Annotated in this window: 19 protein-coding genes and 5 tRNA genes; 2 read left to right on the plus strand and 22 right to left on the minus strand. The window is 32.9% G+C overall.

Annotated features, from left to right (window positions below):
• Positions 1-128: 128 nt before the first annotated feature.
• The 22 genes from rplL to CELLY_RS02740 form a co-directional block, all read right to left on the minus strand.
• Complete coding sequence (gene rplL, locus CELLY_RS02635; RefSeq protein ID WP_013620108.1) at positions 129-506, minus strand: 50S ribosomal protein L7/L12; 378 nt, start codon at positions 504-506, stop codon at positions 129-131.
• A 49-nt stretch (positions 507-555) separates the two neighbouring features.
• Positions 556-1,071 (minus strand): 50S ribosomal protein L10, encoded by a 516-nt coding sequence (rplJ, locus tag CELLY_RS02640; RefSeq protein ID WP_013620109.1) that lies wholly within the window; start codon positions 1,069-1,071, stop codon positions 556-558.
• Between the two features lie 22 nt (positions 1,072-1,093).
• Positions 1,094-1,786 carry a 50S ribosomal protein L1 gene (gene rplA, locus CELLY_RS02645; protein WP_013620110.1) on the minus strand — a complete coding sequence of 231 codons (693 nt, stop codon included), beginning with the start codon at positions 1,784-1,786 and terminating at the stop codon, positions 1,094-1,096.
• A 20-nt stretch (positions 1,787-1,806) separates the two neighbouring features.
• Positions 1,807-2,244, minus strand: coding sequence for a 50S ribosomal protein L11 (gene rplK / locus CELLY_RS02650; RefSeq protein WP_013620111.1), 438 nt, complete (start codon positions 2,242-2,244; stop codon positions 1,807-1,809).
• A gap of 73 nt (positions 2,245-2,317) precedes the next feature.
• Entirely contained in the window at positions 2,318-2,869 is a 552-nt protein-coding gene (nusG, locus tag CELLY_RS02655) for a transcription termination/antitermination protein NusG (protein WP_013620112.1), read from the minus strand.
• 13 nt (positions 2,870-2,882) lie between these two features.
• Entirely contained in the window at positions 2,883-3,071 is a 189-nt protein-coding gene (secE, locus tag CELLY_RS02660) for a preprotein translocase subunit SecE (protein ID WP_013620113.1), read from the minus strand.
• 56 nt (positions 3,072-3,127) lie between these two features.
• Positions 3,128-3,200, minus strand: a tRNA-Trp gene (locus CELLY_RS02665).
• A 67-nt stretch (positions 3,201-3,267) separates the two neighbouring features.
• Positions 3,268-4,455: an elongation factor Tu gene (gene tuf / locus CELLY_RS02670; protein ID WP_013620114.1), complete on the minus strand. Its 1,188-nt coding sequence runs from the start codon at positions 4,453-4,455 to the stop codon at positions 3,268-3,270.
• Positions 4,456-4,508: 53 nt separating this feature from the next.
• A tRNA-Thr gene (locus CELLY_RS02675) sits at positions 4,509-4,580 on the minus strand.
• Between the two features lie 174 nt (positions 4,581-4,754).
• A tRNA-Gly gene (locus CELLY_RS02680) sits at positions 4,755-4,827 on the minus strand.
• 101 nt (positions 4,828-4,928) lie between these two features.
• Positions 4,929-5,010 (minus strand) — tRNA-Tyr (locus tag CELLY_RS02685).
• Between the two features lie 82 nt (positions 5,011-5,092).
• Positions 5,093-5,166: transfer RNA gene (locus tag CELLY_RS02690), tRNA-Thr, on the minus strand.
• Between the two features lie 110 nt (positions 5,167-5,276).
• Positions 5,277-5,573, minus strand: coding sequence for a ribosome hibernation-promoting factor, HPF/YfiA family (gene hpf / locus CELLY_RS02695; RefSeq protein WP_013620115.1), 297 nt, complete (start codon positions 5,571-5,573; stop codon positions 5,277-5,279).
• Positions 5,574-5,619: 46 nt separating this feature from the next.
• Complete coding sequence (locus CELLY_RS02700) at positions 5,620-6,510, minus strand: tyrosine-type recombinase/integrase (RefSeq protein WP_013620116.1); 891 nt, start codon at positions 6,508-6,510, stop codon at positions 5,620-5,622.
• Positions 6,511-6,622: 112 nt separating this feature from the next.
• Positions 6,623-6,817, minus strand: a complete 195-nt coding sequence (gene rpsU, locus CELLY_RS02705) for a 30S ribosomal protein S21 (RefSeq protein ID WP_013620117.1) — start codon at positions 6,815-6,817, stop codon at positions 6,623-6,625.
• Between the two features lie 355 nt (positions 6,818-7,172).
• Positions 7,173-8,342, minus strand: a complete 1,170-nt coding sequence (locus tag CELLY_RS02710; protein WP_013620118.1) for an acyl-CoA dehydrogenase family protein — start codon at positions 8,340-8,342, stop codon at positions 7,173-7,175.
• A 12-nt stretch (positions 8,343-8,354) separates the two neighbouring features.
• On the minus strand, positions 8,355-9,230 hold the full coding sequence (locus CELLY_RS02715; RefSeq protein WP_013620119.1) for a ComEA family DNA-binding protein: 876 nt from the start codon (positions 9,228-9,230) through the stop codon (positions 8,355-8,357).
• A gap of 9 nt (positions 9,231-9,239) precedes the next feature.
• Positions 9,240-11,312 (minus strand): amino acid carrier protein, encoded by a 2,073-nt coding sequence (locus CELLY_RS02720; protein WP_013620120.1) that lies wholly within the window; start codon positions 11,310-11,312, stop codon positions 9,240-9,242.
• Between the two features lie 81 nt (positions 11,313-11,393).
• On the minus strand, positions 11,394-12,407 hold the full coding sequence (locus CELLY_RS02725; RefSeq protein WP_013620121.1) for a potassium channel family protein: 1,014 nt from the start codon (positions 12,405-12,407) through the stop codon (positions 11,394-11,396).
• Positions 12,408-12,477: 70 nt separating this feature from the next.
• Positions 12,478-12,705, minus strand: coding sequence for a PspC domain-containing protein (locus CELLY_RS02730; RefSeq protein ID WP_013620122.1), 228 nt, complete (start codon positions 12,703-12,705; stop codon positions 12,478-12,480).
• A gap of 9 nt (positions 12,706-12,714) precedes the next feature.
• Positions 12,715-13,998 (minus strand): DUF2851 family protein, encoded by a 1,284-nt coding sequence (locus tag CELLY_RS02735; protein ID WP_013620123.1) that lies wholly within the window; start codon positions 13,996-13,998, stop codon positions 12,715-12,717.
• A 52-nt stretch (positions 13,999-14,050) separates the two neighbouring features.
• Positions 14,051-14,362, minus strand: a complete 312-nt coding sequence (locus tag CELLY_RS02740; protein WP_013620124.1) for a rhodanese-like domain-containing protein — start codon at positions 14,360-14,362, stop codon at positions 14,051-14,053.
• Between the two features lie 71 nt (positions 14,363-14,433).
• Here CELLY_RS02740 and CELLY_RS02745 point away from each other — a divergent pair, with 71 nt between their 5' ends.
• Positions 14,434-14,892: a MarR family winged helix-turn-helix transcriptional regulator gene (locus CELLY_RS02745; protein ID WP_013620125.1), complete on the plus strand. Its 459-nt coding sequence runs from the start codon at positions 14,434-14,436 to the stop codon at positions 14,890-14,892.
• 20 nt (positions 14,893-14,912) lie between these two features.
• Entirely contained in the window at positions 14,913-15,473 is a 561-nt protein-coding gene (locus CELLY_RS02750; RefSeq protein ID WP_013620126.1) for a YceI family protein, read from the plus strand.
• Positions 15,474-15,587 lie beyond the last annotated feature (114 nt).

The raw sequence follows: 15,587 nt of genomic DNA on the forward strand, positions 1-15,587 counted from the left end.
GGACAAAATTATGTTATGAATAGTATTCTCGTAGTATATTACTTCATATACAATATATATAAAAATGGGATTAGGTCTATACGCATATAGCGTAAAGACCTATCCCAAAAACGTTATGGTTGTTGCTATTATTTAAGCTCAACTTCCGCTCCTGCTTCTTCTAAAGATTTTTTAATACCTTCAGCTTCGTCTTTAGAAACACCTTCTTTAACAGCTTTTGGTGCGCTATCTACGATATCTTTAGCATCTTTTAAACCTAAACCAGTTAATTCCTTAACTAATTTTACAACTGCTAATTTAGAAGCACCAGCTGATTTTAATACAACATCAAATTCAGTTTGCTCTTCTGCAGCTTCACCACCAGCAGCTCCACCACCAGCAGCAACAGCTACTGCAGCAGCAGCAGGCTCTATACCGTACTCATCTTTTAATATATTTGCTAACTCGTTTACCTCTTTTACAGTTAAGTTAACCAATTGTTCTGCGAAATCTTTTAAATCTGCCATTTTTCTATCGTTTAATAAATTTTTAAAATATAATTGTTTTTAGTGCGTACTATTTTTCTGATAATGTTTTTAGAATTCCAGCGATTTTTCCACCACCAGATTTAAGTCCAGAAATAACGTTTTTAGCTGGTGATTGTAACAATCCAATAATATCGCCAATAACTTCTTCTTTAGACTTAATGCTAACTAAAGCATCTAATTGATCATCTCCTATATATACTTCTTCTTCAATAAATGCTCCTTTTAATAAAGGCTTATCAGATTTTTTTCTGAAGTTCTTTATTAATTTTGCTGGCGCATTACTTGTTTCAGAAAACATTAAAGAAGTGTTTCCTTTTAACACCCCTGGAAGTTCTCCAAACTCCTTATCCGAAGCTTCCATTGCTTTAGCAAGCAATGTATTCTTAATAACTGAAAGTTTAACACCCGCTTTAAAGCAAGCTCTTCTTAAATCTGAAGTAGCTACAGCATCTAAACCTGAAATATCAGCCAAATAAATGGTTGCATTTTCAGCTAACTGTGAAGTTAAATCTTCTATTACGTTTAATTTTTCTTCTTTTGTCATAATATAAACTTTAAAGCAACAGTTATGCTACTACTTTTGGATCTAATTGAACACTTGGGCTCATTGTACTAGATAGGTAAATACTTTTTACATAAACACCTTTTGCAGCAGTAGGCTTTAATTTCATAAGTGTATCAAACAACTCTTTTGCGTTCTCTGCAATTTTATCTTCAGAGAAAGAAACTTTCCCTATCGCAGCATGCACAATACCTGTTTTATCAACTTTAAAATCAATTTTACCAGCTTTTACTTCAGATACAGCTTTAGCTATATCCATAGTAACTGTTCCTGTTTTTGGATTAGGCATTAAACCTCTTGGTCCTAAAACTCTACCTAAAGGTCCTAGTTTACCCATTACACTTGGCATAGTGATAATTACATCAACATCTGTCCAACCGCTTTTTATTTTATCCAAATATTCATCTAATCCAACATAGTCTGCGCCAGCTTCTTTTGCTTCTGCTTCCTTGTCTGGAGTTACTAAAGCCAAAACTTTAACATCTTTACCTGTTCCGTGTGGCAATGTTACAACCCCACGCACCATTTGATTTGCTTTTCTTGGATCTACACCCAAACGTACAGCAACATCTACAGATGAATCAAATTTTGTATTAGTTATTTCTTTTATTAAAGCAGATGCTTCTTCCAAAGAATAAAGTTTGTTCTTATCTATCTTTGCGTAAGCGTCTTTTTGCTTTTTTGTTAATTTCGCCATTTTAAATTGCTTTTAAGATTTTAAAAAGGTCTAGTACCTGAAACTTTTAAACCCATAGATCTTGCAGTACCTGCTATCATACTCATTGCCGACTCTACTGTAAATGCATTTAAATCTACCATTTTGTCTTCTGCAATTTGCTTAACTTGGTCCCAAGATACACTTGCCACTTTGTTTCTGTTAGGTTCGCCAGATCCTTTCTTTATCTTAGCTGCCTCTAAAAGCTGAACTGCCGCTGGCGGTGTCTTAACGATAAAGTCAAATGACTTATCTTTAAATACCGTGATAACAACTGGTAAAACCTTACCTTGTTTGTCCTGTGTACGCGCATTAAATTGCTTACAGAACTCCATGATGTTAACTCCGGCAGCACCTAAAGCGGGTCCAACCGGTGGCGATGGATTCGCTGCACCTCCCCTAACTTGTAGTTTAACTACTTTACTTACTTCTTTTGCCATTGTATAAAATTAAATTCGAAAAATATATGTTATTCGGAAGCAACACACATTTTTACTATGTAACAGTTCTTAATTATACTTTTTCAACTTGCATATAACTTAACTCTAATGGTGTTTTTCTTCCAAAAATCTTAACCATTACCTCAAGTTTACGCTTTTCTTCGTTAATTTTCTCAACAGTTCCGTTAAAACCATTAAAAGGACCATCAACAACCTTTATTGTTTCTCCTAATACAAAAGGAATAGCAACACTATCTGTTGTAACAGCTAGCTCATCTACTTTTCCTAACATACGATTTACTTCTGATTTTCTTAAAGGAACAGGATCGCCACCTTTAACTTCTCCTAAAAAGCCTATTACATTAGTTATAGATCTGATAATATGCACCATCTCCCCTCCTAAATTAGCCTTTACCATTATATACCCAGGAAAATAAACCTTTTCTTTGTTTATTTTTTTTCCATTACGAACCTGAACCACTTTTTCTGTAGGAACTAAAACATCCTCTAAGTAGTCTGAAAAACCTAATCTAGCTACCTCACTCTCGATATAGCCTTTAATTTTATTTTCTTGACCACTTACCGCCCTAACTACATACCATTTTTTCTCTAATACTTCTGACATAGCACAAGGGTTATTAGTTTATAACTTTATCAAAATAAAACTTAACAGCTTTACTAAAAAGCTCATCTACACCCCAAGTTGCCAAGGCAAACAAAATAGTAAAAACAGCGACAACAACCATAAGGTTAGAAGCCTCTGCTCTTGTTGGCCATGTAACATTATTTCTAAGTTCTTCTACTGATTCTTTAATATATGTTAGCATGCGAATGTTTTACTTTATTATTTATAAATAAAAGGAAACGCATTTCCTTTCTATTGCACGGGCGGAGAGACTCGAACTCCCGACACCTGGTTTTGGAGACCAGTGCTCTACCAACTGAGCTACGCCCGTCTATATTTACATCGAAAGGTATCCTACCTCGGCAGGACACCCTCAATGTAATGTAATTATTTTAGATCTATTCTATGATCTTAGTTACCTGACCAGCACCTACTGTTCTACCACCCTCACGGATTGCAAAACGTAAACCTTCACTAAGTGCAATAGGAGATAATAATTCTACTGTAATAGTTAAGTTATCACCAGGCATAACCATTTCAACTCCTGAAGGAAGACTAATAGTTCCTGTTACATCCGTTGTTCTTACGTAAAACTGTGGACGGTAGTTATTATGGAATGGTGTGTGACGACCACCTTCTTCTTTTTTCAAGATATAAACCTCAGCTTCAAACTTAGAGTGTGGCTTAACAGAACCTGGCTTACAGATTACCATACCTCTACTGATTTGAGACTTTTCAATACCTCTTAATAAGATACCTACGTTATCACCAGCTTCACCTCTATCTAATATCTTACGGAACATTTCAACACCAGTAATAGTAGAAGCTAATTTCTCAGCACCCATACCAATGATATCAACAGCATCACCTGTATTAGCAACACCAGTTTCAATACGACCAGTTGCAACTGTTCCACGACCTGTAATTGTAAATACATCCTCTACAGGCATTAAGAAATCCTTATCTACATCACGCTTTGGTAATTCGATCCAGTTATCAACAGCCTCCATCAATTCCATTACTGTATCTACCCATTTTTGCTCACCATTAAGTGCACCTAAAGCAGAACCAGAAACAACAGGACCATTATCACCATCATACTCGTAAAAAGAAAGTAATTCTCTAACTTCCATTTCAACAAGCTCTAAAAGCTCTTCATCATCAACCATATCAACCTTGTTTAAGAAAACAACGATTCTTGGAATACCTACCTGACGACCTAATAAGATGTGCTCACGTGTTTGAGGCATTGGACCATCAGTTGCAGCAACTACCAAAATAGCACCATCCATCTGAGCAGCACCAGTTACCATGTTCTTAACGTAATCCGCGTGACCTGGACAATCTACGTGTGCATAGTGACGGTTTGCAGTTGAATACTCTACGTGAGAAGTATTAATTGTTATACCTCTTTCTTTTTCTTCTGGAGCGTTATCGATAGAATCGAAACTTCTTAATTCAGAAAGACCTGCATTTGCCAATACTGTTGTAATAGCAGCAGTTAAAGTAGTTTTACCGTGATCTACGTGTCCAATAGTACCTATATTTAAGTGCGGTTTGGAACGATCAAAAGTTTCCTTTGCCATGTTTAATGAGTTTTAATCTTAGTTATATATTAGTGTACAAATTATACTTCTTGAGCCAATGACGAGATTTGAACTCGTGACCTCTTCCTTACCAAGGAAACGCTCTACCCCTGAGCTACACCGGCGTAAAACGTTGTTTAATTTAATTGTTATTATTAAAAATAACCTAAAAAACCAATGCCTATAATCAGGAACGACATCGCTGTCTATAAAAACATATTTTCTACTTCAAAAAAATCAACTTCAAAATATATTTTTACACAACTTCCTCTAGACTTCAAAAACCTAGAAAAACTTAGAGCGAGAGACCGGGTTCGAACCGGCGACATTCAGCTTGGAAGGCTGACGCTCTACCAACTGAGCTACTCTCGCATTCTTCTTTTATTCTGCAAATTTCTAAAAAAAATTAAAAATCTACAACTATCATTATTTCAAACAAAATAACCTAATTTTATTTTGCTTTAACTAATTTGTGGGGAGAGCAGGATTCGAACCTGCGAAGACGTAGTCAGCAGATTTACAGTCTGCCCTCGTTGGCCGCTTGAGTATCTCCCCAAAACTTTTTTTCAGTACAAAATGAACTTTCAAAAATACTTAGTTTTAAACTTAAAACCAAGACTTAATTTTCAAAATTTAGAGCCGATGGAGGGACTCGAACCCACGACCTGCTGATTACAAATCAGCTGCTCTAGCCAGCTGAGCTACATCGGCTTTTAACCTTGCTTTTCTGCTTTAAAAAAGCCCGCTATTTCTAACGGACTGCAAATGTATAACTAGTTTTCAGTTATTCAAAATATTTTTTAAAAAAAATTTAAAAAAATTTACACCCTTAATTTCTCTTTTCTTTTAACAAGCTGTCTTTCAATAGAATTGCATGCAGAGTCAATTGCCTCTTCAAACGACTTACATTGCTTTTTTACCATAATATTTTCTTTAGGCACCCTAATTTTGATCTCTACAACCTTATTTTCTTTTGAACTTGTGTTCTCTACTTTTAGATAAACATCCGAACTTATTACTTTATCATAGAAGGTTTCTAACTTATCTAATCTGGTTTGCACAAAAGACATTAAATCTCCGTTTGCATTAAAATTAACTGATTGCGTGTTTACTTTCATAAGAGAAGGTTTTTAAAATTAAACAATACCAGCAATACAAAAATTGTTATTTCTTATTTCTAGGATGAGCTGCTAAATGTACTTTTTTAAGTTCTGCTATACTATTGTGCGTATAGACTTGAGTAGACGCTAAGCTTGAATGCCCTAACAATTCTTTTACTGAATTTAGATCTGCCCCTTCATTTAACAAATGTGTCGCAAATGTATGCCTTAATATATGTGGACTATTTTTTTGCTTAGAAGAGACCTTACTAAAATAACGATTTATTATTCTATAAACAAGACTTTCATACACTTTATCTCCTGACTTTAGCAGAAAAAAGTATGCCTCATCGTTAATTACCGGTAAAGCTTCTCTATTTTCTAAATAAGAATACACCCAAGGACATACAAAAGGAGCCAAAGGAACAACTCGTTCCTTATTTCTTTTCCCTAAAACTTTAATTGTCTTAGCTTTTACATCTACATTTTTAAGCTTTAAATTAACTAACTCTATCCTTCTAACACCTGTTGCGTATAAAAGTCCTATTATTAACCTATCTCTCTCTCCCTCAAAACCCGCTTCAAAATCTACCTCATTTAAAGCTGCCTCTACCTCTTCAAAAGAAAACGGGATTTCTATTTTCTTAGATATTTTTAAGGCTTTATGTTTAGCTAAAGGGTTAACTACTACGCGACCTATCTTTTGCAAAAACTTGTAATACGCTTTTAATGATGCTATTTTTCTATTTATAGACCTATTTGAAATTTCTTTTGAAACCAAAACCACTATCCAATTACGCACAAAAGCGTACGGAACATCATCTATAGACGTCAATTGGTAATTTACCCCACAAAACTCTGTAAACTCACTTATATCTTTTTTATAAGCAGTCACTGTATGTGTTGAGTATTTTTTTTCTAATGACAGGTATGATACAAAAGCTTCTAACGACATAACAACTAAAGATACAATTTATGTTATTAAACAGAAAAAATCCTATTTAGATTGAAAGACATCAACCTAAATAGGATTTATACTAAAATACTAAGAATTAAATCTTAAAGAACTATACTTCTTCTTGATCTCTTAATCCTTGTACGTATTGTGCTTTTTGAATTTGAGCTCTACGAACAACCGATGGCTTTGAAAACTGTTGACGCTTTCTTAACTGACGCATTCCACCTGTTCTATCAAACTTACGCTTAAAACGCTTAAGTGCTCTATCTATATTTTCTCCTTCTTTTACTGGTATAATTAACATGGGCAATAACCTCCTCTCTTTTGTGATTTTTAAGACTGCAAATATATAAACTAATTTTCAATTAACAACTACTTATTTTTTTATTCTCTATTTTCTTTAAACTTTACAGCTAAAGATTAGACTTACAATTACTTTTAGCAATAATCTCTTGGAAATTATTTTTGCTAAAATGATAAAGGCTATTTTGTTGCAGACTTATACTCCTTTTTATCTATAACCATTTTAGCAATAATCTCTTGGAAATTATTTTTGCTAAAATGATAAAGGCTATTTTGTTACAGGTTTATACTCCTTTTTATCTATAACCATTTTAGCAATAATCTCTTGGAAATTATTTTTGCTAAAATGATAAAGGCTATTTTGTTGCAGGCTTATACTCCTTTTTATCTATTACCATTTTAGCAATAATCTCCCTCAAGATTTCACTAGTGCCGCCACCAATAGGCCCAAGTCTGCTATCCCTTAACATTCTAGCCATAGGGTAATCTTCCATATAACCATAACCTCCTAAAAATTGTAAACATCCGTAGATAACTTCGTCTGCCATTTTTGTAGATTTCAGCTTAGATATTGTAGCCTCTTTTACTACATACTCCCCCTTATTTAACCTATATGCAACTGAGTAATTATACTCTCTGCAAATTTCCATATCTGCATATAAATCTGAATATGTATGACGAAGTGCTTGGTATTTATCTATTGTTTTTCCAAATGTAGAACGCTCAGACATATATTGGCGAGCGTAATCCAAAGCAAATTCTGCTCTTGCATGCGCATTAACTCCCATTACCAACCTCTCTAAAGCAAAATGCTGCATAATATATGAAAAACCTTTGCCTTCTTCACCCATTAAATTAGCCGCAGGTATTGTTACATTATCAAAAGCTATCTCAGCAGTATCTGACGCCCTCCAACCTAACTTATTTAATTTAGATGCAGATACACCTACTGTATTTTTATCTACCATAAAAATACTAATACCTTTATTTCCTAATTCAGGACTTGTTTTAGCTGCAACAACCATATAGTCTGCGTAAACCCCATTAGTAATAAAGGTTTTTGAACCGTTTAAGACATAAGTATCTCCTTTTTTTTCTGCTGTAGTTCTCATACCTGCAACGTCACTACCTCCAAAAGGCTCTGTAACACACAAGCATCCTATTTTTTCACCAGCAACACTTGGAGCCAAATAATTATCTTTAATTGCTTTATCTCCTTCCTTATTAACGTGAGTCATTGCCAGGTAAGCATGTGCCCACATTGCAGCTGCAAATCCACCAGAATTAATCTTCTGTAATTCTTCTAAAAATATAATTGTATAAAAAAGGTCTAAATCTAATCCTCCATATTCTTCCGGAGTGGCCAATCCAAAATAGCCCATATCTCCAAATTTTTTCCAAATAGAACGATCTATAGTACCAGACTCTTCCCATTTATCTATGTTAGGAACAACTTCTTTTTTTAAAAACTCTTTTAAACTTTCTCTAAATAATTGATGCTCTTCTGTGAAGTACATACCTGCCATACCTGTTGTTTTTTAATCAATGCTCAAATATAACTTAATTCTATCAATCTTATTCACAGTAAAACCCTCAATATTCACCAAATCGTTAAAAGATGTAAATCTTCCATTTTCTTCTCTGTAAGCCACAATAGCCTTAGCAACATCATATTTTATATATACCAACTTAGAAATTTCATAAGCACTAGCCTCGTTTATATTAATTTTACTTATAACAGGCTTACTAATTACCTTAAATTGCTTTAACAACCTATTTAAAACTTCTTTATCTAAACCATAAACATCTTGCAACTGCTCATTAACCACAAAACCACCTAGCCTATCTCTAAATTTAACTATTCTGGAAGATATTTTTTCTCCAATTCCACTTACCACCTGCAAGTCTATTGCAGTGGCATTATTAATATCCTTAACTGTATAATTGATGTTTTTAGAAGACTTATTTGCAACAGTTATTTTTTTGCCAAATTTTGAAGCTTTCCAATCTGGAAATTTAAAATATGGAGATATTGCTTTTAATAATGAATCTGAGACATTTGTTACTTTCTTAAACTCCTCTATAGAGTTAACATATTTACCCGTTTCTCTATACAAATGCAACCTATCTATTTCTTTAATAGACATCCCCAATTTATAACCTTTATAATCTGTTATATAATTAGGATTAAAAGGGTACATTTTATATGTATTCTTTTTTACAGATTGATTTTTTAGTGAATCTATTACAACCTGAAGCTCTTTATTATGCAGTAAACTATTATTTTTAGAAGTAAATACACCATTTGAAACCAAATAATATATAGCCTGAAAAATTACAATTAATAATAACAAAAAGAAAATCCCACTTTTCTGTTCTTTACCAAACTGAAAGTGGGATTTAAAATTCTTCATTATTATGTATTATTCCTTTTCTACCATCTGCTTTTTAAACAGTTGATTAGATTTTAATTTACTAAAGTATTCTGACAGATCTTTTTTAACCTCACCAGACATTATATAAAGACCAATTATATTAGGGAAAGACATTGCTAAAATCATCATATCTGAAAAATCTAACACTGCTCCTAAACTCACAGATGCTCCTATTACAACAAATACCAAGAAAAATATTTTATAAATAAACTCTGTTCTTTTACTTTTCCCGAACAAGTAAGTCCAAGCACGCATACCGTAATAAGACCATGATATCATTGTAGAGAATGCAAATAAGAAAACTGCTAATGCTAACACGTATGGGAACCAAGAAATTTGACTTCCAAAAGCGTCTGATGTTAATTGCGCACCAGCCATACCTTCTACCTCATGCATACCTGTAAAAATTAATACCAATGCAGTTAATGTACACACAACTACCGTATCTATAAATGGCTCTAAAAGCGCCACAAAACCTTCTGATGGCGGATTATTTGTTTTTGCCGTACTGTGTGCAATTGCTGCAGAACCTACACCTGCCTCATTAGAGAATGCTGCCCTTTGGAAACCTACAACTAACACACCTACAATACCACCTTTTAAAGCAGACGGACTAAATGCTCCTTCTACAATTGCAGAGAAAGCTGGTCCTATGTTCTGAATATTCATTACAATAACAGCCAAAGCAGCCACAACATATATAGACGCCATAACTGGTACAATTTTACCTGTTACTTTAGCAATACTATTTATACCTCCAATAATAACAACACCAACTAAAATTGCTGTTACCACACCAAACCAAAATCCGTTACCTGCAAGGGCCGGGAATTGACCTGCTAATTGCTCAAAAGATTGGTTTGCTTGAAACATATTACCACCTCCAAAAGAAGCACCAACGGCTAGTACTGCAAATAAACCTGCTAGTACTTTACCTAATCCTTTCATATTTCTTTTTTCTAGTCCGTAACGTAAGTAGTTCATTGGACCTCCAAATACTCTACCATCTGGTAAAATATCTCTGTACTTTACACCTAAAGTACATTCTACAAATTTTGAAGACATACCAAGTAAACCACAAACAATCATCCAAAAAGTAGCACCTGCACCACCTAATGATACCGCCACAGCCACACCTGCAATATTACCTAAACCTACAGTACCTGATACTGCTGTAGCTAATGCTTGAAAGTGAGTAACCTGTCCTGGCGCATTAGGATCATCATATTTACCTTTTGCTAATTCTAATGCATGACCAAATCCACGAATATTAATAAAGCCCATTCTAATAGTAAAGAAAGTAGCTCCTAATACCAACCAAATAACTATAAATGAAATTGGTTTAGTTAATGGATCTCCGTTAGGATGAGTTAATACAATTGGCTCATCATACTTAATTTCTGCAAAGTAATGAGCACCTTGCTCTATAATGTGCTCTTTATTGTCTGAGTTATAAACAACATTACCCTCTTTTGTAAGGTGATCTAATGTACCGTTTGCTAAAGCGCTAATATTAATATCTTCACCTGCTGCATTAGATAAAACAGCTATAGCCTCTCCTTGCTTTACTTTTTCTCCGTTAGATTTAAGCCATTTTTTTAAAGTAAACTTATCTTCTAATTCTGGAGACCAATTAGGAATACCCACTCTTTTAGAGTCTGCATACACCACAGGATCATAAATACCTATTGCTGCAAAAGGGTCCCAAAACAAAACAGACCCCAGAGCGCTTACAGCTGGAGTCATAGTACCGTTAAAAATTTCGGTTATTGCTTCTGATTCTACAGTGAAAACCTTAGTAACACTTTTTCCACTAGAATCTGTAATTACACAGGTATACGGGATACCTTCTACTAAACCTGTGGCTTTACTTGAGGTTAAGGGAGTACTTTGGTTACTCCATTTATAAGTATAAGGGGCTTCACCTCCACTTACCTCTAACTTAATCACTCCATCATTTATAGAATTTGAGGGATTAAAAACTTTTCCTTCTACGCTAAAGTCTTGAGCTAAAACAGACATAGACATAATAAAAGAAAGAAAATATAGGTATTTCTTCATCGTTGATTGAATTTTTTGAGTTAGTTAGGATGGCAATATCCAAAAAATAATCAACTCAATCAAGAATTTTCAACTAAATTATCAACCAATCTGGAAGATTTCATTCAATTTCATAATTTGCTCTGGCCTACCTAAAACAATTACCTTACTTTTAGATTCTAACTGCAAATCTGCCTCTGGGTTTATAATGTAATCGCCATCTGGAGCAATGTAACCTATTATAGTACAACCTGTTCTTTTTCTTAAATCTAAATCTCTTAATGAATTGCCTGTAACTTTATCTGTAAGATCTTCTATTGCTATTTCCTCTAAAGTAGTTGTGTGTTTACCTTCTGTAGAAAGTTTATCCATAAAACTAATTAAATCTGGCATAACTACTAGTGAAGCCATATGGTCTCCTCCTATTTTATCTGGCATTATTACCTTATCTGCACCTGCTAGTATTAACTTACGCTGAGAATTTATTAAAGAGGCTCTACTAATTATAAACAACTCCTTATTTAATTGCCTACTAGACAGTACTACAAATAAGTTTGATGCATCATCTGGTAATGCTGTAATTAAATATTTAGCCTTAGATACTCCTGCCTCAATTAATGCTTCGTCATCTGTGGCGTCACCTTCTATAAAAAGTACTTCATCCTCATATCTTTCTATAACCTCTTTATCTTTTTCTATAACAACAAATGGCCTTTTATAACTACCTAAACGCTCTGCTGCTTGAGCTCCATTTCTTCCGTAACCACAAATAATAATATGTCCAGAAAAATCCTTTATTTTATTTTTCACACGTTTCTTTTTTAATAGTTGTACAGAATTTTTACCTAGCACGTACTCTGTAACTACAGATATTGCATAAGCAACAATAAACACACTAGATATTATTAAAAATATGGTAAAAACTTTAGATGGTGTATCTAGTGGCTTAACCTCAGAAAAACCAACTGTAGCCATTGTAATAACGGTCATATAAACAGCTTCCATCCAACTATAGTTAGATATGTACCTGTAACCCAAAACTCCAATAACCAAAATAGACACTATTAATAGCTGTGCTATATATATTTTAGATCTAAATAGTTTTAAAAGCTTCACTTGTATATTGTGTTTATTACAAAGACTATTAATTGTTAGTTTTATCTAGTCTTTTTTTTATGATTGTTTGCTACAAATCAAAAACTGAAGTCCTTTTAGTATACACCAAATCTTTAATTTTTAACCAAAAAGCCAAAAATAGATACAATGCAAAACCAAAACCTAATGTAGCAAATGTTAAGTATATAAAAGATGTACGCACAATTCTGGCTCGTATACCAAAACGTTCTGCAATACGCCTGCAGACTTCAAAACCTCGTTTTTGAAAATAATACAATATGTTATAGAAAAAATTCATACTATAAAATTAACCATTTCTACTTAATAAACTACTACCAACACCACATTGTAAACATTTATTTTTTTTACAATAATGTTTATAGAGTTGCAATATAGACTGACTATCCTTTGCGTTACTAATAGCTACCTTTTGTGTTTTAAATTTATCTATTATGCTATTTTTTTCTTCAGGCAAACTACTTATAATTTCTAAAATAGTTTCATCATCATTCTTTCCTATATATTTAGAGTAGCAAAACCTAAGCGGTAAAATTGTATTTATAATAAGCAAATTAATAAATGATGCAGTAAGTCTTTTTTTACTTTGCTTGGATTGTTTTCCAAATGTGTAGTGGTTGTCCCAATATGCGCTAGCTACAACTGTACATAACCCATATATTTCTTCTGCCGTTTTAGCTTTTATTAATTTTGAGAATAAAGCTTGATGCTCTGCATATAATGCGCTTAATTGAGAAAGCCTAATAGTAGGGAAATTGGTTGGTCTTAACTTAAAAAAAGCTACAGAGACTTCATCATTAATAGTAAAACCAAATTTGTTTTGTAAAAAAACATATTCCGCTTTAAGCTGATTGTAATAGGCATCTAAAATATCATTATTATTTAATAAGCCTGCCATACCAAACAAAAGACTCTCTGCCTGCATTGGTTTTACACTAACCTTTTTAAAAATACTAAAATCAATATTTTTAGCTAATTGAAAAAAAGAATCTCCGTTTATAGTAGAGCCAAAACTCTTCATTAACAATACAAAAAGTACGTGTTCCCAATTGTTATTAGATTCTTTTAGGAGTTGGGTTATAACAGCAGATTTTTGTTCTAATCTTTCAAAATACAAACGGTCTAACCAATTTTGTAGTAAAAAAGAATCTACAGAAGTGATATCTTTTTCGCAATTGATAAACTTTTGTTTTCCTGACAAAAATAATTGCTGATAGTTTGCCAGTACATTAGCAGGTATATAATCTTTTAATACAAGCGTAGGTATCTCAGAGTTGTCTGGTCTAAATATTGTTGCATCATCATGCCAAACAATATGCAAAATTACATTTTCGTAATTTTTATCTTTTTCGTGATTATGTGCATACCAGTCTGATGCGTTTATGTGAATTTCTACATTGCCTGCCCATAGCTGGCTTCCTATTTTTAACTGTGCGTTAAAAAAATCTGGACCTTCATTATAGTTATGCGTACCAACAGACACTACATTAATTGCGTCTCCTTTTGTGGTTTGTAAACCTTTTAGTTGTAATTTTTTATATTTCCATATAAAATGTAAAAGGTCTTCTCGCATAACTATAACTAAGGTTTTTGTTTACTAATGTAAACAAAAAAAGCACATATACTTATTTTTCAGCTACTTCTCCTTCCCAGTTCATAAAGCCACCTTCTAAATTGTAAGCGTTTTCAAAACCAAGGCTATTCATAATTGCACAAGCTTGGCCACTACGGTTACCAGATCTACAATACACGTAATACGTCTTAGATTTGTCTAGTTTTTCTAGCTCATCAATAAAATCTTGCCCCTTGTAAATATCAATATTTACAGCATTTGGTATAATACCTTCTGCTATCTCGTCTTCTGTTCTTACATCTAATATAAAAGCGTTAGCATCTTCTGCTAATTTTGCGCTCCATTCTTCCTGTGTTAAATCCATCTTAAATATTTTTTTTCAAAAGTAATTAAAATAAAATTACATACATTTGTATATACAATTATTGTAACAACATGGATGTAGAAAAAATTTTAAAAACAAATAAGCCTATACCCTTAGAAGGTAGGACTATTATTCATCTATTGTTAATACACCAAAGTATAACTGAAAAAACAGCAGAAGCCCTAAAACCTTTTGATGTATCTGCGCAACAGTTTAATGTATTGCGCATTTTAAAAGGGCAAAATGGCAAACCTGCAAACCTTAGCACGTTAAATGACAGAATGGTGTCTAAAATGAGTAACACAACAAGGTTGGTAGATAAATTAATTTTAAAAGATTTTGTAAAACGTACTGTTTGCAAAGAAAACAGAAGAAAAATAGAAATTTACATTACTGAAAAAGGTGAAGAAGAACTCATTAAAATGAGTAGCGCAATGTTAGGTATGGAAAAAAACCTTTTAAAAAACACAACTGAAGAAGACTTAAAAACTTTAAATAAATTATTAGATAAATTTAATACAGACAATTAAAACAAATAAAAACAAGAATTATGAAAAAATTATCAATTAGCATTTTAGCATTAGTATTTTCTGTAGCATCATTAACTGCTCAAGAAAAAAAGATTAACACAGAGACAAGTAACATTACTTGGAAAGGATACAAAGTAACTGGCTCTCATGAAGGAACTTTAGATTTTAAGGATGGTTCTTTAGTTTTTAAGAACGATAAATTAACTGCTGGTGAGTTTGTTGTAGATATGACTACATTAACTGTTACAGACTTAGAAGGTGGAATGAAAGGCAAATTAGAAGGTCACCTAAAGTCTGATGATTTCTTTAGCACTGAAAAAAACACAACATCTAAATTAGTTTTTACTATTAGCAAAGCAACTGGTAAAAATGCTTATGCTGCCAAAGGTAAACTAACTATTAAAGGTATTACCAAGCCGGTAGACTTTACAATTTCTGTTTACGGTAGTAAAGCTACTGCTAGTTTAAAAATAGACAGAACAGATTTTGACATTAAATACAAGTCTGGTAGTTTTATAGAAAACTTAGGAGATAAAGCTATTTATGACGATTTTGATTTAGTTGTAGATTTACAATTCTAAATAAAACAAAACCAATAAATGTTTTAAACCTCACTTTTGTGAGGTTTTTTATTTTTTATGCAACTCTTGTTGGGTATTATAAAATTCCTTTATATATTTGAACTAATGAAAATA

This window comes from Cellulophaga lytica DSM 7489, assembly GCF_000190595.1.
Lineage (GTDB): Bacteria > Bacteroidota > Bacteroidia > Flavobacteriales > Flavobacteriaceae > Cellulophaga > Cellulophaga lytica.